Raw genomic sequence first — 22,851 nt, 5'->3', positions numbered from 1 at the left:
CGCATCTCCTACTTCTTCATTTTAGGGTCAAGTGCGTCGCGAAGTCCGTCGCCGATCAAATTGATCGCTACAACGGTAATAAGAATACACATACCTGGTGGTACCCACAGCCATGGTCTCTTATCGAAATCAATCATATTGTTGGCAGCCGAAATCATATTCCCCCATGATGGTGTTGGCGGAACAACCCCGATCCCAAGGAAGCTAAGTGAAGATTCATAAATAATAGCTCCGGCTACACTTAGCGTAGCGGATACGATAATAATCGGCACTGTATTCGGCAGCAGATGGCGGAAGATTTTACGACGGTCCCGAAGACCGAGCGCTTCTGTCGCCTGCATAAATTCCTGTTCGCGAAGCGTTAATATTTGGCCGCGTACAAGCCTGGAAAGACTGCTCCACCCCAATAAACCGATCATAAGCATCAGGAAAAATATACGGTTTTTGGGCTCGATTTCAAGATCGGATAATATTGCCCCCACAATAATAAGGATCGGCAGAGACGGCATCGCCATAAAAATATCAGCAATACGCATAATCAGCGTGTCTGCATATTTACGATAAAATCCAGCCAATGCCCCGAGCGTTGCCCCAACAACTACGGAGATCCCCGTAGCAACCAAGCCAACGGTAAGAGAAATTCTGCCTGCCAGCATCAGTCGGAGCAAGACATCCCGCCCAATCTTATCCGTTCCAAGCCAGTGAGCAGCACTTGGCGGCAGGTTTTTATCTTTTGCGCTGTATTCATGAAGTGAATACGGTGAGAGCAGCGGACCCGCAAAAGAAAACATAATCATAATTACCAAAATAATAAGTCCCATTACAGCCAAACGGTTTCGTGCAAAACGACGAATCGCCATTCGCCACGGCGAATCCGGCCGCTTCTTCGGAACTTGCAGATTCGTTTTTACTGGTGAAGTCTCAACGGACAAATGAATCTCCTCCTACTTTAAGCGAATTCTTGGATCAGCTAATCCGTACAGCACATCAGAGATCAGATTGCCGATGAGCGTAAGGGTAGCCAAGAACACTGTAAACCCAAGCATGAACGGATAGTCGCGCATGGTGATCGATTCCAGATAAACCTGACCAACCCCGGGCCATATAAAGATTTTCTCCAAAATGATGGCACCGCCAAAAAGAGCAGGCAGTTCAAATCCCATCAGTGTAATGGCCGGAAGCAGTGCGTTACGAAGCGCATGCTTGAATATAACTTTACGTTCTTTCAGCCCTTTGGCTCTTGCCGTCCGAATGTAATCCTGACGGATAACTTCCAGCATGCTTGTACGGAAATAACGGGTTAAACTGCCTGTACTCAGCATCGTTAATACAGTAATCGGCATTAACGAATGCTTGGCAACATCAAAAATATATTCCCAACCCGTTGCATTTAAGCCAGCTGTCTTCATACCGCCCACAGGCAGCCAGCCAAGATCCAAGGCAAAAATCTTAATGAGAAGTAGTCCGATAAAGAAAGATGGAAGCGACATACATAAAAATACAATTAATGTGACCGCCTTATCAAAGAATGAATACTGAAATTTGGCGGAAAATACACCTGCGAAGACAGCAATAATCCAGCTAAACATCAAGCTGAAAAAGGCGATAATAAATGAATTCCCGACATAGTTCCCTATAACTGTCGTAACGGGCTGCTTGTGCTGAAGGGATTCCCCCATGTTTCCCTGAATCATATTCCCGACCCAAGTGAAATAGCGCTCTATAGGGGGCTTGTCCAAACCGTAAATTGCCCGAAGCTGAGCCGCTTTTTCTGCGGTCATGTTCGGGTTGTTTTGAGCTGTAATATAATCACCTGGAACCAAAGCGGATATCGCAAATATAAGAATGGATATTCCGATCAAGGTCGGAATGATCTGCAGCAGCCTGCGAATAATGTAATGCTTCATATTATTCCTCCTGGCATATAAGTGGATATGCCCAGCTCTTGCGAGCTGAGCATATTTCTCTTGCTGTTATTGCTCCAATTCAACTTTATACAAACCATGTGTAAAGTCTTTATAAGGGGAGATTTCCATATTTTTAACTCTGGAGTTTATCGCCCACATATCACGTCTTTGATATACCAGGATCGCAGGAACATCTTTATTTATCTCTTGGTACATCTTCTTGTATGCTTCCTTACGACCTTCAAGCTCCATAGCTGCCAGGCCTTCTTTAGCATACTGGTCGACCATCTTATTCGAATATCCGACATCGTTCTGTGCTCCGTTAGTAATGTATACCGTTGAATCTGGGTCCGGTGTCAAGCCCCATGCTGCGAAGAACATATCGAAGTTGCCCTGGTCCTTCTTATCCATAATCGCATTGAAATCAAGCGTCTCGGCTGTTACTTTAATACCTAGCTCTTGGTAATTCTGTGTCATAACCGGAATAAGAGCATCTACTACTTCGTTATCAGCTGTTGCGGAGAAATTGATTTGAAATTTAATTCCATCCTTCTCGCGGATACCGTCTGCACCTTTAGCCCAACCTGCTTCATCCAGCAACTGGTTTGCTTTATCAATGTTAAAATCGTATAGTTCAATACCTTCATCTGTGTATGACCAAGACAAGCTAGTCTGTGGAATGTTAATCACGTTACCGAATTGACCATAGACGATTTCTACAATTTCAGGACGGTTCAAACCGTATATAAGCGCTTGACGTACTTTTTGATCCTGGAATTTAGGATCATTGTGGTTCATTGCAATGTATCCGTAACCGTTCGTTTTGAAAAGATTTAAATCCAGGAAACCATAAGACTTCAATTCTTCAACATTGTCTTCGTTAACTGTGACTTCATCGACATCGGTTTCACCAGACTTTAACATCGCCATTTTTGTTTCTGCGGTTGTTGACTTGAAAATCAGATTTTTAATTTTCGGTGCGCCCAGGTGATAGTCCGGATTCGCTTCCAATACGACCTCTTGACCTGGAGTGAAGCTCTTTACGGAATATTGACCGCTTCCGATTGGCTTCGAGTGCAAATCCTTCATGTATTCCAGATCACCTTGCTTGTAATCCTTGCCATAGTAATGTTCTGGAAAGAAATAGATCGTTCCCAGTTCATCTTTGGTCATCGCGTTTGGCTCAGTCACTTCGATTTCAATGTTGTGATCATCAATGATCTTAACACCAGAAATTTCGTCTGCCTTGCCTTCGTAATATTCTTTACCGCCTTTAATATTGACCTTGTGAATATCGGATTGGCCATCATAGCTCTTGTCATGAAGTACTTTCAGTGCAAATGCATAGTCTTTCACAGTAACTGGAGTTCCGTCTGTATACTTCACACCCTGCTTCAATGTAAACGTATACTTTTTCTTGTCCTCTGAAACTTCAATCTTCTCTGCCAGACGGTTTTCATATGTACCGTCATCTTTAACAACCAGGAATGCATCAAACACAGTGTCTACAACATGTTTGTCGTATCCTGTTTGCCAGTAGAACGGGTTAAATACACCTTTAGGTGCAGTCATACCAACAACCAGCGTGTCTTTACGATTCAGTGCTGTTGGAACGTTCTTTTCAGGACTTTCTGCTTCGAAATACCCCATGCTTTCGTCTCCACCTTCAGCAGAGGTTCCATTATCTTTCTCCTCTCCATTCGGCGCTTCCTGACTTACTTTTTCCCCCTCTTGCGGTGCTTCACTGTTGCCGCCGGAGCATGCTGCCAGTACAGTGGTGATGGCAAGCAGCATGATGACCAGCCATAGCGACATTCTCTTCCTCATGCTAATCCTCCTTACTAAATTGATGTTGCTTATAAATTATTAGGATAATTTGGTTATTATCCATAAATAATTACGTTTACTAAAATTTAGAATGTCACTACAACTATGAAAAAGAGCCTGTAAGCTTCCATTAAATATACCAATGGTCAATTAGTACCAAAGTCGCTAAATAATATCTCGATCTCTATAAAATTAATGTTATGATACGTGTAAAAATAGATGACGTCAATTACTTTTTTAAATTTTCTCTAAAAAAATTGTTTTATGTGTTGATTTCGGGGTATAAGGCGAATTTTCTTATAAAAATTGTCTATGATAGTTTCAGAAAATAGATTAATTTTAATGTTTTGTTCATAAAATTTTCACATTTTTTCATTTTTTAAAGTTAAAAACGAGTTTCTATGTAAGGATTTTTAACATGGAGTAATGTATTTTTAATTCCTAAGTCCTTTTGCATCCTAAAAATAATCATTACAGGTCATATTCAGGGTACAAAGTTTAACCTGGTTTACTGAACGAGCTCTTTTTGAAGCGATTTCATGTAAGATTTAATAGAATCTAGATAGATAGCCCTATAACAAAAAAGAACCCGGTATCATCCGGATTCCATCTTACACTTTATTCCTTTAAATATTTTTGACCCAAGCCAGCTTGAGGTCCATTTCCTCAATGCACTGTTGATGATCATGATTGTCATCTGCTACCAATGGTGTAACTGGGTATATTCGCATGGCCCCCTCAAAAGTTCTGAGCAGTGGCTGCAAATTGTGAATCCCTCTGATTTCTGGACTTAGCCAGGTTTCCACACCTTCTTTAGACAAAATTGCTGGCATCCGGTCCTCGAATTCCCGAATAAACACATTAGCTCCTGTCATTAACATCGTGCACGTTCTCATTTCTTCGCCATTGGCACTTCGCCAGATCTCATACAGGCCGGCAACTCCGAACAATTCATTATTCGGATGAACAACCCTTACAGCATAACTTTTCTTCCCTACGGTTCTCCAGTAATAAAATCCATTACAAGGAATAACGCAGCGCCGCAAATCGACGATTTTGCGATATGAAGGATTTTGATGTACTTGATATAAGTCAGCATTCACGGCAGCCTTACCCCAATACGGGACTAACCCCCACCGAAATTCATCAAGCACTTTTTCGTTCTGATCACGAAGAATGACTGGAATCTTTTGTGTTGGACTGATATTGTAGCGATTTTTATAATAATACATCACTCTGTTGATTTGAAACTGTTTGCCGAGCTCTTCGATACTTGCGGACATTGAAAATCGTCTGCACATGAAAATGCCTCCTTTTTTCCTTATCGTTTGGATAAAAGAGGAATATTATGCACGCTCGATTGATGTTTACTGTGAGAGGACATTTCAAATAGAACAATTAAACCAGTTTGCCCACTGACTCTATTTAACATATTTCGATTCATTTATCGTCAGCTGACAAATGTCTTATGGAAAAGGACAAAACTGATGCATGGTTTCTCCTTCTATTCGTCAACTTATTTAATTAAGAGAAATATTCATAATAGTTGATTTTAAAAGAAAAATGATTAATGATTTAACGTGTTTTTACAAAGGATAGAATAAGATTCAATTAAAGTTATTATTTTCACATAAATACAATTGTCTACTAGTAGGAGACGGATATGTGTTCAAATTAATTTTTTTAATATGAGTGAACACCTTATATTGAAAATACATATGTCTTTCTATAATGGACATATCCTGAAGAAATGGTACCGGTCATTCTCTTCTTTTCTCATGTTCTAGAGAGTATATAACTTCGGTGCATTTCACTATGATGTTAAAACCAAAACGATAAAAGTGATATGAAGTTGGTCGATACTTTTATCGAAGTCATCGAGGACGAGCAATTGCCGTTAAAATTATTTTTATCAGCAAAGAAGATGGAAAGAGCGTTAACGCTGGCCTTACGTTACACCAGTATCATAATATATTCAGCAGGAAGCCCCCTGCCATGCTAGCTGCAAAAGTGCATTTAAAAATGTGGGTTTTTCGATTTTAGGGCAATTAACTATAAAAGTACAGTTAACATTCAAGCTTTTCGCCAAAAAGCTTGTTTCAGGCGAAATCAAATGTATTATTGCAGGTAAACTGCCTAAAGAAGAAAATATCGCTGATTTAAATGTATTATTGCAGCTAAACCGCCCAAAAGAGAAAATGTGGCTCATTTAAATATACTTTTGAAGTTAAAGAGTATATGTCGCGCTTCAGCTCATCGGCCAGTGGGGGTAACGTTATTTAACCATGTTAGATAAGGCTCCTTACCTTAATCCCATGAATTTATACTTGATATGTAAAAAAGAGCAGTTCAGCAACTTAGGCTGAACCGCTCTTCTTATTATGCGGAGATTTACTCCGTTGTATATGGAAGCAATGCGATTTGACGGGAGCGTTTGATCGCAATCGTCAGGGCACGCTGATATTTTGCACTCGTTCCAGTCACACGACGTGGCAAAATTTTACCGCGTTCGCTGATGAACTTCTTGAGCAAATCTGTATCTTTATAGTCAATGTGAGTAATCTTATTCACTGTGAAGAAACAAACTTTACGACGTTTGTTGCGGCCGCCGCGGCGTGCCGGTCTTTTATCGTTGTCTCCGCCTTCTCTTTGCTTAAAAGCCATGCTTTATCAGTCCTTCCTAATTTAAAATGGCAAATCATCATCCGAAATATCGATCGGTTTTCCTTCATCGGAAAAAGGATCTTGATTGTTGCGTGAGTAGTTGCTGTTCCCGCGGTTTCCGCTGCTGCTTCCTCCGCCAAACGACGATTCCTCACGATTTCCGCCACCTTCACTCTGATCACGGTTTGATTCCAGGAAGCGGACATTATCGGCAATGACTTCGGTAACATATACACGTCTACCTTCGTTATTTTCGTAATTCCGCACTTGAATACGCCCTTCTACAGCCGTCAGACGACCTTTACGCAAGTAGTTCGCACACGTTTCAGCAAGCTGCCTCCAGGTCACGATCGGAATAAAATCCGCTTCGCGTTCCCCTCCTTGTCCGACAAACGGACGATCCACAGCAAGTGTAAATTGTGTGACCGCTACTCCTGTTGGCGTATAGCGCAGCTCCGGATCCCGGGTCAGCCGGCCGATCAAAATAACACGGTTCAACAATCCAATCCCCTCCTTAGAACGAATTTATTACAAAACCTCTCGGTCTTAGGCTACGTCCTTCGTAATGAGATAACGAATGACTTCGTCAGAAATCTTCATGATACGCTCAAGTTCAGCGACAACTTCAGGTGTTGCATTGAAGTTCACCAGAACATACACACCATCACGGTATTTCTTGATCTCATACGCAAGACGGCGTTTACCCATTACTTCGTGCTTTGTAATTTCTCCGCCGTTGGAGATGATGCCTTGGAATTTATCGACTGCAGCTTGAACAGCTTCTTGCTCAAGGTCAGGACGAATAATGTACATCACTTCATATTTGCGCATATCTTTCACCTCCTTATGGACTTCGGCCCCCAATCCAGTTGGGAGCAAGGAACGAGCATTAACTCGCACCATAATAATATATCAGAACGAATGATCGGATGCAAGTTCTTTTACCTCTTAAGCAAACGATCAAATGCTTCATAAAATCTGATTGAAAAATAAAAAAGCTCCTATCATGAAGATAAGGAGCTATTTTTCCACAAAAAAATTATCTACTTTTCATTTTCAGCTGTTATTGATTAATACTGATAATATAAAACACCAATATAATTCCCAGTCCATACATTGTTAGCAGGATCTAGTAGGAATTCGCTTCCTGGTTGAAGAGTAACTGTTCCAATATATCCTCTACCATCATCATGAGTTGTTGTTTGTGGTGGTTTTCGACCATAAAAAGTTTTTGTACCACGCCATTCATACGACGATACTTGTAAAGCGCTTTCAAAACTTGTGGAGGAAGTAGAATTTGAAGTTTGGGGTGTCTGCTCAGCAAAGGCTGAAGCACCGCCAGCTACTAAAGAAGCAGTAAGAACAGTACTTGCAATAAGTGAACGAATCTTCATTTCATCATCTCCCTTTTTAAGTATGCACCTATAATATACTATAATATTCCAAAAGTAAATCTTTTAAGCAAATATATTAATAAATTCAATTATTAATATATTCAGGATAATTATTGTCGCGAAACAACTTCTGCTCACTCACAACCTTTACACCTACCCCTTAAATATCTTACCATTCCCCGATCCCGCCCTTCCGCTCTTTACCTGCCATGATTCCTGCTTTATCGGTACAACCTAAGAAAGTATTTCATTATAATGAAGGAGGAATCGTCATGGGTGAGCGCAGTGAGTTTCACAGTGGAGAAAAAGCGCCCAACAATGGTGTGTATATCGAAGTTGGTGTAAGAGACCACATTATGGGTATTGAAGATCCTCAACAAGTGAAGCTTAACAAAGGAGACCCGTTCCCTGACAACACAAATGATGACCGGGTATGGGTAAACAAAAGGCGGGTACAGCCTAAATAATTGCTTTACCCGAACTTTTTTAAATACCTTGCGTATAATAATCCGTTTATTACGCACAATATCATTAGGCGGTGCACTTGAGAGAGGTGTGGTTCCGTTGGACAACGCAGCTGAATTACGCATAGAATCTTACTCTGCACGAAAAAGCATGCGGAGGGAATAAGCAAAAGGCTTGACCTGTATTGGACAAGTAAAGGCTGATTTACCGAGGTATTGCGATAGTGTATGCTATAGATTCCAATTTCACAAGCACCGCCTAACCAGCAGGAGGGCTCACGGAGCCCTCCTTTTTTCACTTAGATTGGATTTGGCACGGGGTACCGCATTTAGAATAGATGCATTTTGTATCATTCTCATCAAAACGAAAAGAACCTTTCGCTGATTTAAACAGCGAAAGGTTCATGTTATGTGTTCAAAAGTTGATGATGAAGGTGGCGGAAAGGGTGGGATTCGAACCCACGCACGCCTTGCGACGCCTAGCTGATTTCGAGTCAGCCCCCTTGGGCCTCTTGGGTACCTTTCCACAGCACGATTGATTATAACATGTCTTGCTATGCCGGGTCAATATGGTTACAATCACGTGCCAGCTGTTATGCGATCAATGTTTAGGCGTTCTCATTTTCGACAGCTGCAGACCGCAAAACCTTTTTCATATTTTTCTCAAATTTGGCTCGAGGGATCAGTACACTATGCTGACAACGGGTACACTTGATTCGGATGTCCATCCCCATACGAATAATCTCCATTTCATTATTCCCGCATGGATGGGGCTTTTTCATCTGAACCACATCCCCCAATTGAAACACTTTTCGTTCCATTGCCACTCCCCCTTTAATTGAACGATAATTCCGTATATTGTTATCTATTCTATGCATGATCTCATTGATAATCAAGTGAACTGATCATATTCTTTACAATCCTTGCGAAGACTGACGCATCTCCTCCGCTTCCAGCTCCTGCTTAATATCTTTATAAATCTCCCGTTCGGCTACTTCCCGTGCATTCGGATGACACTCGGCAGCGATCCGCACGACATATTCGGCGGTTGTAAGCGATTGGATTCCAAGGATTTCAGGATCTTGCAGCAGTTCAGGCCGGCGCTCCTTAATCCCTTCTAACGCCCGTTCAATCAGTGACAATGTTTCATTTAATCGCTTCTCATTCTTCACAGGCAAATCGACGATCGCAAGAGAATTGGACACCGAGTAGTTCGTTACACTCGTAATCAGACCATTCGGAATAACATACGTTTCCCCATTCAATCCGATGATTCGAGTTGTACGCAAACCGATTAACTCCACAGTCCCTCTAAACTCCCCGCTCTTGATCATATCACCAACAGCAAATTGATCTTCTAATATAATGAAAAATCCAGTTATTACATCCTTTACCAAACTTTGCGCCCCAAAACCGATAGCTAACCCAAGCACACCTGCACCAGCAAGCAGCGGCCCCAGTTCGAAATTAAGCTCTGATAAAATAATCAGTACCATGATAAAGTTACAAACTACGGCTGTTACATTTTTCAAAAGCTCTCCTACCGTAACAAACCGCCGCGGGTTCATATGGATTCTACTTTTTTCCTGTCTCTTTAAAAACTGATCTATCATTTTATAAACAACCCGTATAATGATACGGGTAATTAAAAATATAACTAAAATTCGAATAGCAGCAAACAATACGCCCATCCACATATCTGCATCCGTCATCCAATTCCAAAACGCATCACTCAATTTCCAAGCCTCCTTTAGCGCTTTTTCAGTTTGCTCTGATATTAAACCATTTTGGTTAACCATCAAATAATCCTCCCAAATACTCTAGATGCTTATGTAAATCATGTTGTCGTTCTGCGTAAAGATCCCCCGGATTTCTACCCCTTCTTGGGTAATAATCTCTTGTACCTCTTTTAACGCAGCGGGTGGAAATTGAATCGATAATGCACAGCCGGCTGTAATCTCTTTCGGTGTCGGAAACAAGTCAATTTCAATTTCTGCATATTCCAGCAGCATTTCTGCCCGAAGCGCCTGCTGCGTAGAATCAAAAGCAATCAGCATCATAGGGCACACCACACCTTTCAAAAATACCTTCGGCTCATCATATTCTATGAACATACAGATTAATCTTCTTTTATCGATCCAGAAGTATAAAAACATTCTTTCATCCATATACTAATACTACCAATCGCAGATGAAAGGGAGATTCTACTTATGAACCTGAATCGTTTATCTAAATCTTCACCCCGTCAGCAATTTTCAAGTTTAAAAATACCACATACGGATCCTGAAATCCATTCTGCTATAATCCATCGTCTACTTTATTACCTCTCTTCCGGGGTGGAACACCGTCCTTTAGTTATCGTCTGCATCGGTACAGACCGCTCCACCGGGGATTGTCTCGGTCCACTCGTTGGCACAGCTCTTTCGCGTTACAACAGCTCGCTATTTCACCTGTACGGCACATTGGACGAGCCTGTTCACGCAATGAATTTGAAAGAAACACTTGCGGCTATTCATGAGCGTTTCGATAATCCCTATGTCATCGGGATCGATGCCTGTCTCGGTCAATCATCGAGTGTGGGATCTATTCAAGTTTCAGAAGGTCCTCTCCGTCCAGGTGCAGGCGTACATAAAGAATTGCCGCCGGTTGGCGATATCCATGTAACTGGCATCGTCAATGTCGGCGGCTTTATGGAATACTTTGTTTTACAGAACACTCGTTTAAGTCTTGTTATGCGGCTGTCAGACATTATCGCCAACTGCCTTTTTGCGGCTATGAAAGAATGGAATCGCACTACCCTACTTGCAGCGCAAGACGTATAGCCTCTTGTTCCTCAGGAGACAAAGAATGCTGGGACTCACCGTTTTTGAGCGGTTTGGCATATACAAAGGAACTCTCCCGATGGTATAGGCCGGTTAGTACCAATCCATCCCCTTTCTCACTCAAAATGGCGATGGAAAAACTCAGGTCGTTCCCTCGTTCACCAAATGCATTGTATCGAACGATGCCTGTTTTGGATTTAACATTTTTCATATTTTCAGTAATGGATTCTAGATATGAGCGATGATTGCCTTGTTCCTCTTCAATAGCATCCATTTGAACCTTCTGATTGAGGAGCAATGTTTCCAGATCCTCTACTCCGCTGCCGGACATCATCGCCTCATATTTACGACGCATCTTACGAATCTTTACGCCTTGCACCATTACGGTTATCCATAAAATAAAAATGATAGCGACCATTCCGACGACAAACCAATGAAGTTGTTCCATGATCAATTCATTTAATTCAGACATACCTCTTCATTCCTTCTCCCCAATCTTGATCTGTCAATCAGCTCTGAATTTCTGCTATAGCATGAACTATGCTATCAATATCTTTTTTAGTGGTCCATAACCCGACACTGGCTCTAACAGCGCCGGTGTTTTCTGTTCCTGCCGCCATATGCGCTAGTGGAGTGCAATGATATCCTGCACGTACAGCAATGCCATATTTCCGATCCAATATGAACGCCAACTCAGAAGCATCCTTCTCCTCTGCTATAAAGGACACAAGTCCCGTTCTCGGTTTTCCTAAATCAGGACCTAATATTGTTATACCTCGTATAGAGGATAATCCCTCCATCATCTGCTGAGCAAGTTCCCATTCATGATGATATATTTTTTCAGGTGTCCATTCCAGCACTTTATTAACACCCGCTTGAAGACCCGCATATCCAATCGTATTCGGTGTCCCTGCCTCATACCGGTCTGGTCTTATGTTTGGCTGTTCTAGAGCGTTGGATTGGCTGCCCGTCCCGCCATGCATTAATGGCTTCAGCTCGATATCCGGCGCAATATAGAGCCCTCCTGTCCCTTGAGGCCCCAAAAGCCCTTTATGTCCTGGAAAAGCGAGCATACCGATGTTCATTTCCACTACATCAATGGGTATCATTCCTGCACTCTGAGCGGCGTCAACAAGAAGCACAGCTCCATAACGGGCTGCTAATTCACCAATCTCTTTAATAGGAAGAATAGATCCGAGCAGATTAGAGCTATGAGAACACACCACCAGACGGGTATTCTGATTAAAAGCTCTCTCCACCTCTTTCAGGTTCACTTCTCCCTCTGTATCGACAGAAATATAATCCACACGGATTCCCTTGGTCCGTTTCAAATATTCCAGCGGTCTCCTTACTGAATTATGCTCGATCATCGTTGCAATAACATGGTCTCCCTCATTAAGGTAACCTTTGATCGCCAAATTCAGTGCCTCAGTCGTATTTGAAGTTAACACAATATCATTGGGATTATGAACAGCGAATAATTGTGCCAATGCTCTGCGCGTGTTAAAAAGCACTCTTGATGCATTTACCGCCATACGATGACTTCCGCGGCCTGGATTGGCCCCAGCTTCATCCATCGCTAGCTTCATAGCCTCCATCACTTCCGGAGGTTTTGGCCAAGAGGTAGCCGCGTGATCCAGATAAATGATTGAGTCCATCCTTGCATCTCCTTTATTCCTGCATCACGTTTAACAAGTGCCGTCAAAGCAACCTTTCCCTGCAGGAAAATAAGAATATGTTTCATGATAAAACCACTTTTGCCGTTGTATAGACGTCGAATTTAAAGTACGGTGCAATTTCCTACAAGAAGGACTAAACACATGACTGAATAGCTACATTCCAACCACTTTAAGCGTAAACACCCTTGCTCTCTTCGACGAGTACAACTTGCGTTTCAAGAAAGAATTTTAAGTTTAAAGGATCGTGCTAAACTTATACTTTCTCAGATTTTAAGAAAGACATGTCTTGTTCCAATTTAAGGAACACCGACATGTCTTTCCCCATCAAGATGTGATATTCCATATTAGCGAGCTATAATCTTGTGAAGAAAACCCAGATGATCATTAAGATTATCCCTTCACCCTAATCAAATTAGAGAAGGCTTTAACCTCACTAAACTGGACAAACACTTTCTCACGACAGATCATCCTGATATACGCACTATCCATTTTAAAACATCATATATTTAAAGTGAAAGTTACTGCAACAGTTCAAGCAACCGCTCTAAATCTTGCTTGCTATAATAATTCAGCTCAATTTTCCCTTTATCCTTATTATGCTTAATTTTGACGGTAGTTTTAAAACGTTCACGCAAGCTCTCTTCCAAATGATCGATATAAGGGTCCCGTTTCTTGACCTTCACCTTATCTTTTTCCGTTGGCTTACGATCGAGATTTTTCACCGCTTCCTCAAGCTCGCGCACACTCCACTCTTGCTCTACGCATTGTTTTGCCAATTGTTTAACAAGCACTGGATCTTTCAAACCTACAATTGCTCGTGCATGTCCCATAGATAATGTTCCACGTGAAACATTTTCCTTCACTTCTTCAGGCAAAGACAAAAGTCTTAAAAAGTTAGCGATATGAGAACGGGATTTACCAACCTTTAAAGATAATTCTTCTTGAGTCAAGGAGAATTGTTCCATAAGCCCTTGATATGCAACAGCTATTTCCATGGCATTCAAATTTTCACGCTGCAAATTTTCAATCAGTGCAATCTCCATAACCTGCTGATCGCTAAATGGCCGAACTACGGCTGGAATGGTAGCTTTTCCGCAATATTGAGATGCACGAAAACGACGTTCACCAGCGATAATTTCATATCCCTTAAGAACACTTCGCACAATAATCGGCTGAATGACACCATGCTGGCGAATGGATTCAGCCAGCTCCTGGATCGCTTCTTCATTGAACGTTTTCCGAGGCTGATACGGATTCGCCCGCAGCTGACTAAGTGGGATTTCAACAACTTTATCATCCTCGTTAATAGACAAGGAAGGAATAAGCGCATCCAACCCTTTTCCTAAACGTTTACTCATAAGAGATCACTTCCTTTGCCAATTCCAAGTATACCTCTGCTCCTTTAGAACGAGGATCATACGTTATAATCGACTGCCCATGAGAAGGCGCTTCACTTAAACGAATATTTCTTGGAATGATGGTCCTGTACACTTTTTCCTGAAAATATTTCTTAACTTCCTCAATAACTTGGATTCCTAAATTTGTACGAGCATCCAACATCGTAAGAAGTACGCCTTCAATTTTAAGAGAAGTGTTTAAATGCTTCTGTACTAATCGGACTGTATTCAAAAGTTGGCTCAAACCTTCAAGCGCATAATATTCACATTGAATCGGAATAATGACTGAATCTGCAGCCGTCAAGGAATTGATCGTCAGAATACCAAGTGAAGGTGGACAGTCAATCAAAATATAATCGTAACTCGGCTTGATCAATTGAAGAGATTTCTTCAATCGAACTTCACGTGAAATCGTGGGAACGAGCTCAATCTCAGCTCCAGCCAGCTGAATCGTCGCAGGGATGATATCCAGCCCTTCAATATTCGTTGCATTTATTGCTTCTTTCGGATGCACTTCATTAATAATGATATCGTATATGCAGTTTTCTACATCTGCTTTATTAATGCCAACACCACTGGTTGTATTTCCTTGGGGATCGATATCCACCAAAAGTACTCGTTTGCCTAGCGAAGCCAGTCCTGCGCCCAGATTGACAGAAGTCGTCGTTTTACCAACCCCGCCTTTTTGATTTGCTATGGCAATTATTTTAGACACTCATTTCACCTCAATGTAGGAAGACTCTTCTAGTAGGCTGCATAAGATGATATACAGCTTAAATGCTGTATATTGCACATTTGGATGATCGGCTGCTCTTTGGGAGAGACAGCACCGGAACGGTTATGCGCGATCCGCTGGGTTCGGACACGAAACCATTTTTTGAAGATATTCATACGTTAAGCTCCAAAAAATGCGGTCTGTCTTCCTTGGAGGTAATCTCATAAGCAGCTTCTTAGGTCAACAGAAAAAGCGGCACAATGAATACCGCTCTCACGCTTTCATGTCATACTATCGATTATCGTTTTGGAATTTTTATAACAATCTCATAATGGTCTTCATGATCGTTCTCTGTCGTCTTTATCGCCATACCAGAACCTGAGACCATATCGATAGATTGACGTATCGTGTTTAAAGCTAACCGAACGTCTTTCGTATAAGAGATTCGTTTTGATTTTTTCGTCGCCTTCACTTCTTTATAGAAAGCAACCCTTGCTTCCGTCTGTTTCACATTTAATTCTTTGGCTATCACTTCGCCCAATACTTTCAGCTGAGTTTCCTCATTGTCTAAAGAAAGCAGCGCACGAGCATGGCGTTCTGAAATCTTCCGTTCCATAAGCGCATTCTTTACTTCTTCCGGCAGCTGCAGTAACCGTATCTTATTAGCAATGGTGGATTGACTCTTGCCAAGACGTTGAGCAAGACTTTCCTGAGTTAACTGATGGAGATCGATTAATTTTTGATAGGCTACTGCCTCTTCAATCGATGTGAGCCCTTCCCGCTGTAAGTTCTCAATCAAGGCAATCGAAGCCGCTTGGGAATCATTAAACTCACGAACAATTGCAGGAATCGTATCCAGCCCCAGCTTTTTGACCGCTCGCCAACGGCGCTCACCAGCAATAATCTCATACAAGCCATTACGGACACGAACGACAATAGGTTGAATGACACCATGTGTTTTGATGGTCTGAAGCAACTCATCGATTCTCTCTTCATCAAAAATCGAGCGCGGTTGGTAGGGGCTGCTCACAACCTCATTCACCGGAATATGTTTCACTTCATCCCCATTATTGCGTTCCGCCGCCAAGCCAAACAACTTAGAAAATTGTTCCTTCATTCCGTATATTACCACCTAATTTCATGATAGCATGGATGACACCTCTGCTCTCTGCCGTGCATTTATACATTCACAGACAGCATAAGAACATAACCACTCTCACAACCGTAAAAGAGAAAAATATAGATTCATAAATGTGAGAGTTCTATGTTGTGCCAGGCATCTCCCTGCATAAAGCATTGCATTCTTCATGACATCAGCAAAAAAGGGACCGGCTATATCCGGCCTCTACCCCGTTCATACTACGTTTCTATTTTACCACTATTTGTCCTATAATCCTATTCTACAAACTCACCTTTTTTTCCTGCAATTTTAGTGTTTTTATACAAAAACCATCCCCACTACGATCGACATCTTTTTCATCTCTTCAATATAATCAAGTTTTCATCTGTCTTAAACCCTGACATATTTGCTGGGTAACTCATTCATCGTAAATAAAAGTATTTAGCTACGCTGCTAACGATGGATCAGATAAAAAATCATTATTCATCAGCAAAATTGTATTTCACTTCAATATGTTAAAAAACATTATCAAAAACCACATCATTATATCCAAAGAAAGAAACGATCTTATTGGTTCTATCAATATTACATTCATTCCAAAACTATGATGTAATCCAGTTGAAATCGAATTTTTTTCTACTGTTTCCCCACTCGTATGTTCATTAACAGTCCCCCACTATTGAATATAGCAAATAATCGACCCTTAAATAGTTAATATCTATCATAACAATTCTCTCAATTGATGATGGATGGTAATCCCTTTCCAACCTAAACATAATTTATAAAAGGGCAATTTCCCTTGTCCTTTAAAAACATAAAACTAGTCAATGGAGTAACGTATATTTTTGAAAAAATGTTAGTGACAGATCGTAGCTTCTTCAAAAAAGATAAGATTACAAGTATAGTCTGTGTCCCGACTCCACATGAGCAGTCAAAAAAATCTTCCGGATTTACAGTGATGCTACACCCTAGCAACTTTAATTCAACATCTATACAAAAAAAAGGAATGTTTCACGTGAAACATTCCTGAATATTCCTTAAAAATATACTATTATATGAGCGGCAACTTGGATGCTGTTCCAGGTTTGCGAGGATATTTAGCCGGAGTAGCACCCTTTTTATCGATAACGACGATATGCCGATCCGATTCCTCTACAGGCAGTGAGAACGAATGTACTTTGCTAAGTGCACCTTTTAACTCTTTTAAGCTTCGCCCCGCTTCTTTCACTTCATCCGAAGGGTCGCTGCCCTTCATTGCAGCAAACTGCCCCCCAACTTTTACAAAGGGTAGACAAAATTCGTTCAGCACAGCCATTCTGGCTACCGCTCTTGCGGTTACAACATCAAAGCTGTCCCGATACCCCTTTTTACGTGCAACCTCCTCAGCACGGCCGTGGATGAGTTCTACTTCTGTTAATCCAAGCGTATCGGCCACATGCTTCAAAAAGTTGATCCGTTTGTTCAGCGAATCTACAATCGTTAACCGAAGGTGAGGAAAACAAATCTTTAAAGGTATGCCGGGAAAACCGGCCCCTGAACCAATATCAGCCACCGTCGCAACCTTTTTCATATCTACAAAAAAAGCAAGGCTTACCGAATCATAAAAATGCTTCGTATACACTTGATCTCGTTCTGTAATACCCGTGAGATTCATTTTCTCATTCCACTCAACCAGTATTTTATAATAGTTCTCAAACTGGTTTAATTGTTTCTCATCTATCGTTATCCCCTGCTCACCGAGACGCTGAACAAAAGCTTCCTGAATCACATCCATATTCCTGCTTATCCTTTCGCTGCCGTAACCCGATTGTAGTGCTCCAGATAAACCAGGAGGATGGAAATATCAGCTGGTGTCACACCAGCAATACGGGAAGCTTGACCAATCGATATCGGGCGGATCTTGTTAAGCTTTTGTCTAGCTTCCATCGCTAAACCGTGAATATCATCATATACAATATCCTTCGGTATCCGCTTCTTCTCCATCTTCTGTAGACGCTCTACATGACCGAGCTGTTTTTCAATATATCCGGCATATTTAATTTGAATTTCTACCTGCTCCTTCATTTCCTCATCCAATTCAAAAGGAGAAGGAGACAGAGATTCAATCATAGCAAACGTAATTTCAGGCCGGCGCAAAATCGTAAGCAGGTTGGTTCCATCCTGGATGGGAGCGGAGCCCGCAGCTTCAAGCATGGAGTTTACCTGTACCGGCTTTACTTTTGCTGCCTTTAGACGCTCAATCTCCTGTTCTACAAGAGACTTTTTAAGGAGAAACTTCGCATAACGCTCCTCCGTAATCAAACCAATTTCATGTCCGATCTCCGTCAACCGCAGATCAGCATTATCATGGCGAAGCAAAAGACGATATTCCGCACGTGAAGTCAGCAGACGGTAAGGCTCATTCGTACCTTTTGTCACCAGATCATCAATCAAGACACCGATGTATCCTTGGGATCGGCTCAAAATAATAGCTTCCTTCCCTTGTACTTTACGCGCTGCGTTAATGCCCGCCATAATGCCTTGTGCTGCCGCTTCTTCATAACCGGATGTTCCGTTGATTTGCCCTGCCGTAAACAAGCCTGGAAGGCGTTTCGTTTCAAGCGATGGCCACAGCTGGGTAGCTATAATAGCATCATATTCGATCGCATATCCGTTACGCATCATCTCTACATTTTCCATGCCAGGTATGGAACGAAGTGCTGCTATCTGTACATCCTCAGGCATACTAGTAGATAGTCCTTGAACATAATATTCCTTCGTATTCTTTCCTTCTGGCTCAAGGAAAATTTGGTGTTTCTCTTTATCTGCAAAACGGGTTATTTTATCTTCAATCGAAGGACAATAACGTGGTCCTGTTCCTTCAATAATACCTGAGAACATCGGAGCACGATGCAAATTATCATTGATGATTTTATGGGTTTCAGCTGATGTGTAAGTCAGCCAGCATGGCAACTGTTCATTATCAGATGACTTCGTTTCATAGGAGAAAAACTTCGGCTTTTCATCCCCTGGCTGAATTTCCGTCTTCGAAAAATCAATCGTATCTTTATGCACCCGCGGTGGTGTTCCCGTTTTAAAGCGAACCAGATCAAATCCGAGTTCACGCAGATTTTCTGCCAGCTTCACAGACGGCTGTTGATTGTTCGGACCACTCTCATACGTCAGCTCACCCATAATGATTTTTCCACGCAGATAGGTCCCCGTTGTCAGCACTACCGTTTTGGCACGGTATTCTGTGCCCGTCTGTGTCACAATCCCTACACATGCACCATCTTCGACAAGCAGACGATCAACCATCCCTTGTCGTACCGTCAACTTCTCTTGTTTCTCCAACGTTTCTTTCATGGATTGCTGATACAAAAACTTGTCCGCTTGCGCCCGCAGTGCATGTACCGCTGGCCCTTTTCCTGTGTTCAGCATCCGCATTTGTATAAACGTCTTATCAATATTGCGCCCCATCTCGCCGCCCAGGGCATCAACTTCACGCACGACATGTCCTTTGGCTGGTCCGCCAATTGACGGATTACATGGCATAAAAGCAACCATATCCAAGTTGATCGTGACCATCAACGTATCGCAGCCCATACGAGCCGAAGCCAGCGCAGCTTCACAGCCAGCATGGCCCGCACCGACAACAATCACGTCATATATGCCTCCTGCATAACTCATGGCAAACCCTCCTGTATTTTATAATTCAAACTATATATATGAAAAACTTATTTTCCAAGACAGAATTGTGAGAAAATCTGATCAATCAGGGAATCGCCAGCCGTCTCACCTACGATTTCACCAAGCTGTTCCCAAGCAAGTTTTACATCAATCTGGATCATATCAATCGGAATGTATTGCTCAGCCGCTTCATATGCATCCATCAGTGATTTTCTCGCTTTCTTAAGCAGGGCGATATGGCGAACATTGCTGACATAGGTCAGATCTCCACCTTCAATCTTCCCGCTAAAGAAAAGTCCGGAAATTGCTTTTTCCAGTCCATCGATTCCTTCCTCTGTCTTCACAGACATCGGAACGATTAATTCATCCGGATAATAACGACGAACGATATCTATATCCAGCTGTGACGGTAAGTCCATTTTATTCAAAATGACGATACATTGTCTACCACGTAATTGTTCCATCAATTCCAATTCGTCTTCATGCAAAGGCTCATTTGCATTTAACACTAACAAAATTAAATCGGCTTCGTCTACAGCATGCTTGGAACGCTCCACACCGATCTGTTCAACAACGTCCATCGTCTCTCGTATGCCTGCCGTATCGAGCAGCTTAAGCGGTATGTTATTGATCGTGACGAATTCCTCAATAACATCACGCGTCGTACCTGGAATATCGGTAACAATCGCCCGATTATCATGAGTTAGAGCATTGAGCAATGACGATTTCCCCACATTCGGACGCCCTACAATCGCTGTTGTGATCCCTTCACGAAGTATTTTTCCTTCTTCTGCTGTCTTGAGTAGCTTATCGATCTCTTCCATAACGTAACGGCTTTTATCTTTAATAAACTCAGACGTAAGTGATTCCACATCATGCTCGGGATAGTCGATGTTTACTTCAATATGCGCCAAGGTTTCCACAAGCGTATAACGCAGATCATTAATTTTACGAGATAACGTTCCCTGCACCTGCTTCATCGCAACGGAGAACGCCCGGTCCGACTTGGACCTGATCAGATCGATCACGCCTTCCGCCTGTGATAAATCGATTCTTCCATTCAGGAAAGCCCGTTTCGTAAATTCGCCTGGTTCAGCAAGACGGATATCGTGCGTAAGCAGCAAGTCCATAACCCGCTTCACTGCGATAACACCGCCATGCGTGCTGATCTCCACTACATCTTCTGTCGTAAATGAGCGAGGTGCTCTCATCACAGTAACCAATACCTCTTCTACATTCTCCCGACTGAGCGGATCTATAATATGCCCGTAATGAACCGTATGCGAAGGCGCCTCAGATAATTTCGTTTTGCTTTTAAATATTTTTTCGACTTCTGTAATAGATTTAGGGCCGCTGACGCGGATAATCGCGATGCCGCCTTCGCCAACGGCAGTCGAAATTGCAGCAATCGTATCATTTATCATCATGACATTCACCTTCTTCTTGATCATTGATTTTCTAGCAAACATATTTTAAAAAAACAATGACTCCCTATTCGCACCAAGGAGTCATTGAGTCATATAATCTTTTACTGCTACTTCAAAGTAATAACGATACGGCGATTTGGCTCATCGCCTTTACTGAACGTTTTGACTTGAGCATGATTTTGTAACCTAAAATGGATGATCTTGCGCTCGGAAGCAGGCATAGGTTCCAGTACAATTTCTTTACGCGTCTTTACAGCACGCGCAGCCAAGCGATCAGCGAGGTCTTCCAGTGTTTTCTTACGGCGTTCACGGAAGTTCTCCGCATCAAGTATAATTCGGATATAATTATCAGAATAACGATTGGCTACGATATTCACTAAATACTGCAAAGAATCCAGTGTCTGTCCTCTGCGCCCAATGATCAGTCCTAAACCAGAACCGGATATTTGGAGTGTTGTAAATTCCTTACCGTGTTCGACCTCAACCGTAATATCCAATCCCATCGCTTTTGCTGTCTCGATCAAAAAGCCGACAGCCTCTTGATAAGGATCTTTATCTGATTCAAGGTTTGATGTGTCTTTGGTTAAGCTGTCCACTGTATCAGCTTCGTCAGTATCACCCGGTGCCTTCTGGATTTCAAGCGCAGGCGCTGTTTGTTTGTCAAAGGAGAAGTCATTTTTATGTTCTGCGCCGCCCGCACTACTCGAGAGAAGCGTAAGTTCAACTTTCGCTTCCTTCACCCCGAACAGCCCCAGGAATCCTTTTGACGGCTGACTCAAAATTTGAACCGATACGTGGTCCCGACTTACACCCCACTGGGCTAGCCCTTGTTCGACAGCTTCCTCAACGGTTTTTCCTGTTGCGACGAGTTTACTCATTTCGACTTCTTAGCTCCTTTTTTTCCTTTTTTGCCTTTCTTGGCGTTCTTTGGCCCCTTGCTTTGATTGTTTTGACCAGCGCTCGCCGTTTTTACATTGGCAACCACTGCGTTTTTATCATTGTTACGGTATAAGAAGTAGTTCTGTACGATCGTGTACAAGTTACTGTAGAACCAATATAACGGAAGTGCGGATGGGAATTGAAACGCCATCACAAAGATCAAAATCGGATATACAAACATCATGAACGTCATCATCCCCTGTTGAGGTGACGGGTTCATCTTCATCATCATTTTCGTTTGGAAATATGTCGTGAATGCCGCTAATACCGGCAGAATAAACAGCTTGTCCGGCTGTCCAAGTTGCAGCCATAAAAATTCGTGTTCACGAAGCAACGGATTATAAAAAATGGATTGATAGAGCGCAATAAAGATTGGCATCTGTACCAAAAGCGGCAAACAACCCGCCATCGGGTTAACCTTGTGTTCTTGGAACAGCTTCATCGTTTCCATCTGTACTTTTTCAGGAGAATCTTTATATTTCTCACGGATCTTCATCAGCTCAGGCTGAATTGCTTGCATTGCTCTAGAGCTTCTAACCTGCTTGAGTGTCAAAGGCAGGATCAACGTTCGAACGATCAACACCATGACCAGTACAGCCAATCCATACTCGCCATTAAACCAATTAGCAAAAGTATCAAGTGCTAACGTAAAGTAGTATACGACGTTGCTTTGCCAAAAACCTCCGTTTTTCAGGTCTTCAATAGTAAGTGTCTGGTTTGCTTGCGGTGCACACCCAGATAAAACAGTCATTGCTAATATGAGCAACGCTGTGAGAAGGAACCATTTCCCTCGACTTGTCTTCGTTAGCGACACTTCAAAACTCCTC

The 22,851-nt window shown here is 42.2% G+C and carries 25 protein-coding genes and 1 tRNA gene; 3 read left to right on the top strand and 23 right to left on the bottom strand.

Annotation, left to right across the window (positions count from 1 at the left end; translation table 11 throughout):
• Positions 1-8: 8 nt before the first annotated feature.
• The 4 genes from opp4C to C8268_RS21645 all read right to left on the bottom strand — a co-directional run bounded on the left by opp4C (position 9) and on the right by C8268_RS21645 (position 5,035).
• Positions 9-932: an oligopeptide ABC transporter permease gene (gene opp4C, locus C8268_RS21660; RefSeq protein WP_106769602.1), complete on the bottom strand. Its 924-nt coding sequence runs from the start codon at positions 930-932 to the stop codon at positions 9-11.
• 12 nt (positions 933-944) lie between these two features.
• The gene (locus tag C8268_RS21655; protein ID WP_106769601.1) at positions 945-1,907 is read right to left on the bottom strand and encodes an ABC transporter permease; all 963 of its coding nucleotides are present in this window, start codon (positions 1,905-1,907) and stop codon (positions 945-947) included.
• Between the two features lie 66 nt (positions 1,908-1,973).
• Positions 1,974-3,734, bottom strand: a complete 1,761-nt coding sequence (locus C8268_RS21650) for an ABC transporter substrate-binding protein (RefSeq protein ID WP_106769600.1) — start codon at positions 3,732-3,734, stop codon at positions 1,974-1,976.
• Between the two features lie 626 nt (positions 3,735-4,360).
• Positions 4,361-5,035, bottom strand: a complete 675-nt coding sequence (locus C8268_RS21645; RefSeq protein WP_106769599.1) for an SOS response-associated peptidase — start codon at positions 5,033-5,035, stop codon at positions 4,361-4,363.
• Between the two features lie 723 nt (positions 5,036-5,758).
• Between C8268_RS21645 and C8268_RS21640 the strand changes: the two genes are divergently transcribed.
• The gene (locus C8268_RS21640) at positions 5,759-5,947 is read left to right on the top strand and encodes a hypothetical protein (RefSeq protein WP_106769598.1); all 189 of its coding nucleotides are present in this window, start codon (positions 5,759-5,761) and stop codon (positions 5,945-5,947) included.
• Between the two features lie 178 nt (positions 5,948-6,125).
• Here C8268_RS21640 and rpsR read toward each other — a convergent pair whose 3' ends face one another.
• From rpsR to C8268_RS22815, 4 genes are all read right to left on the bottom strand, one after another.
• Entirely contained in the window at positions 6,126-6,398 is a 273-nt protein-coding gene (gene rpsR / locus C8268_RS21635; RefSeq protein WP_006207333.1) for a 30S ribosomal protein S18, read from the bottom strand.
• A 21-nt stretch (positions 6,399-6,419) separates the two neighbouring features.
• Positions 6,420-6,899, bottom strand: coding sequence for a single-stranded DNA-binding protein (ssb, locus tag C8268_RS21630; RefSeq protein WP_106769597.1), 480 nt, complete (start codon positions 6,897-6,899; stop codon positions 6,420-6,422).
• A gap of 45 nt (positions 6,900-6,944) precedes the next feature.
• The gene (rpsF, locus tag C8268_RS21625; RefSeq protein ID WP_106769596.1) at positions 6,945-7,229 is read right to left on the bottom strand and encodes a 30S ribosomal protein S6; all 285 of its coding nucleotides are present in this window, start codon (positions 7,227-7,229) and stop codon (positions 6,945-6,947) included.
• Between the two features lie 239 nt (positions 7,230-7,468).
• Positions 7,469-7,792 carry a hypothetical protein gene (locus tag C8268_RS22815; RefSeq protein WP_158702799.1) on the bottom strand — a complete coding sequence of 108 codons (324 nt, stop codon included), beginning with the start codon at positions 7,790-7,792 and terminating at the stop codon, positions 7,469-7,471.
• A gap of 272 nt (positions 7,793-8,064) precedes the next feature.
• Here C8268_RS22815 and C8268_RS21615 point away from each other — a divergent pair, with 272 nt between their 5' ends.
• Complete coding sequence (locus tag C8268_RS21615; protein WP_106769594.1) at positions 8,065-8,259, top strand: YjzC family protein; 195 nt, start codon at positions 8,065-8,067, stop codon at positions 8,257-8,259.
• A gap of 432 nt (positions 8,260-8,691) precedes the next feature.
• Here the strand turns inward: C8268_RS21615 and C8268_RS21610 are convergent.
• From C8268_RS21610 to C8268_RS21595, 4 genes are all read right to left on the bottom strand, one after another.
• Positions 8,692-8,782: transfer RNA gene (locus C8268_RS21610), tRNA-Ser, on the bottom strand.
• Between the two features lie 82 nt (positions 8,783-8,864).
• The gene (locus C8268_RS21605) at positions 8,865-9,077 is read right to left on the bottom strand and encodes a DUF951 domain-containing protein (protein WP_106769593.1); all 213 of its coding nucleotides are present in this window, start codon (positions 9,075-9,077) and stop codon (positions 8,865-8,867) included.
• Between the two features lie 93 nt (positions 9,078-9,170).
• Complete coding sequence (locus tag C8268_RS21600) at positions 9,171-10,055, bottom strand: mechanosensitive ion channel family protein (protein WP_106769592.1); 885 nt, start codon at positions 10,053-10,055, stop codon at positions 9,171-9,173.
• 21 nt (positions 10,056-10,076) lie between these two features.
• Positions 10,077-10,313, bottom strand: coding sequence for a putative Se/S carrier protein (locus tag C8268_RS21595; protein ID WP_106770063.1), 237 nt, complete (start codon positions 10,311-10,313; stop codon positions 10,077-10,079).
• Between the two features lie 159 nt (positions 10,314-10,472).
• Between C8268_RS21595 and yyaC the strand changes: the two genes are divergently transcribed.
• Complete coding sequence (gene yyaC / locus C8268_RS21590) at positions 10,473-11,078, top strand: spore protease YyaC (RefSeq protein ID WP_106770062.1); 606 nt, start codon at positions 10,473-10,475, stop codon at positions 11,076-11,078.
• On the opposite strand, the gene C8268_RS21585 is transcribed toward yyaC, so the two are convergent.
• The 11 genes from C8268_RS21585 to C8268_RS21540 form a co-directional block, all read right to left on the bottom strand.
• A complete protein-coding gene (locus tag C8268_RS21585; RefSeq protein ID WP_106769591.1) occupies positions 11,050-11,550 on the bottom strand; it encodes a DUF4446 family protein in 501 nt (166 codons plus the stop codon). The genes yyaC and C8268_RS21585 overlap by 29 nt on opposite strands.
• Positions 11,551-11,587: 37 nt before the next feature.
• Entirely contained in the window at positions 11,588-12,736 is a 1,149-nt protein-coding gene (locus C8268_RS21580) for an aminotransferase class V-fold PLP-dependent enzyme (protein WP_106769590.1), read from the bottom strand.
• A gap of 539 nt (positions 12,737-13,275) precedes the next feature.
• Positions 13,276-14,115: a ParB/RepB/Spo0J family partition protein gene (locus C8268_RS21575; protein WP_106769589.1), complete on the bottom strand. Its 840-nt coding sequence runs from the start codon at positions 14,113-14,115 to the stop codon at positions 13,276-13,278.
• Positions 14,108-14,869, bottom strand: coding sequence for a ParA family protein (locus C8268_RS21570; protein WP_106769588.1), 762 nt, complete (start codon positions 14,867-14,869; stop codon positions 14,108-14,110). The genes C8268_RS21575 and C8268_RS21570 overlap by 8 nt, the downstream gene beginning before the upstream one ends.
• A gap of 29 nt (positions 14,870-14,898) precedes the next feature.
• Positions 14,899-15,045, bottom strand: coding sequence for a hypothetical protein (locus C8268_RS22810; RefSeq protein ID WP_158702798.1), 147 nt, complete (start codon positions 15,043-15,045; stop codon positions 14,899-14,901).
• A gap of 122 nt (positions 15,046-15,167) precedes the next feature.
• A complete protein-coding gene (gene noc, locus C8268_RS21565) occupies positions 15,168-15,986 on the bottom strand; it encodes a nucleoid occlusion protein (RefSeq protein ID WP_106769587.1) in 819 nt (272 codons plus the stop codon).
• A gap of 1,054 nt (positions 15,987-17,040) precedes the next feature.
• Positions 17,041-17,763 carry a 16S rRNA (guanine(527)-N(7))-methyltransferase RsmG gene (rsmG, locus tag C8268_RS21560; RefSeq protein ID WP_106769586.1) on the bottom strand — a complete coding sequence of 241 codons (723 nt, stop codon included), beginning with the start codon at positions 17,761-17,763 and terminating at the stop codon, positions 17,041-17,043.
• A gap of 8 nt (positions 17,764-17,771) precedes the next feature.
• The gene (gene mnmG / locus C8268_RS21555) at positions 17,772-19,658 is read right to left on the bottom strand and encodes a tRNA uridine-5-carboxymethylaminomethyl(34) synthesis enzyme MnmG (RefSeq protein WP_106769585.1); all 1,887 of its coding nucleotides are present in this window, start codon (positions 19,656-19,658) and stop codon (positions 17,772-17,774) included.
• Between the two features lie 47 nt (positions 19,659-19,705).
• Positions 19,706-21,082, bottom strand: a complete 1,377-nt coding sequence (gene mnmE / locus C8268_RS21550; RefSeq protein ID WP_106770061.1) for a tRNA uridine-5-carboxymethylaminomethyl(34) synthesis GTPase MnmE — start codon at positions 21,080-21,082, stop codon at positions 19,706-19,708.
• 110 nt (positions 21,083-21,192) lie between these two features.
• Entirely contained in the window at positions 21,193-21,963 is a 771-nt protein-coding gene (gene jag, locus C8268_RS21545) for an RNA-binding cell elongation regulator Jag/EloR (RefSeq protein WP_106769584.1), read from the bottom strand.
• Entirely contained in the window at positions 21,960-22,838 is an 879-nt protein-coding gene (locus tag C8268_RS21540; protein ID WP_106769583.1) for a YidC/Oxa1 family membrane protein insertase, read from the bottom strand. Before C8268_RS21540 ends, jag begins: the two co-directional genes overlap by 4 nt.
• Positions 22,839-22,851: the final 13 nt, after the last annotated feature.

The organism is Paenibacillus faecalis (assembly GCF_900289175.1).
Taxonomy (GTDB): domain Bacteria; phylum Bacillota; class Bacilli; order Paenibacillales; family Paenibacillaceae; genus Paenibacillus_AQ; species Paenibacillus_AQ faecalis.
The sequence above is the reverse complement of the archived record's forward strand: the minus strand, read 5'-3'. Positions and strand labels throughout refer to the sequence as shown.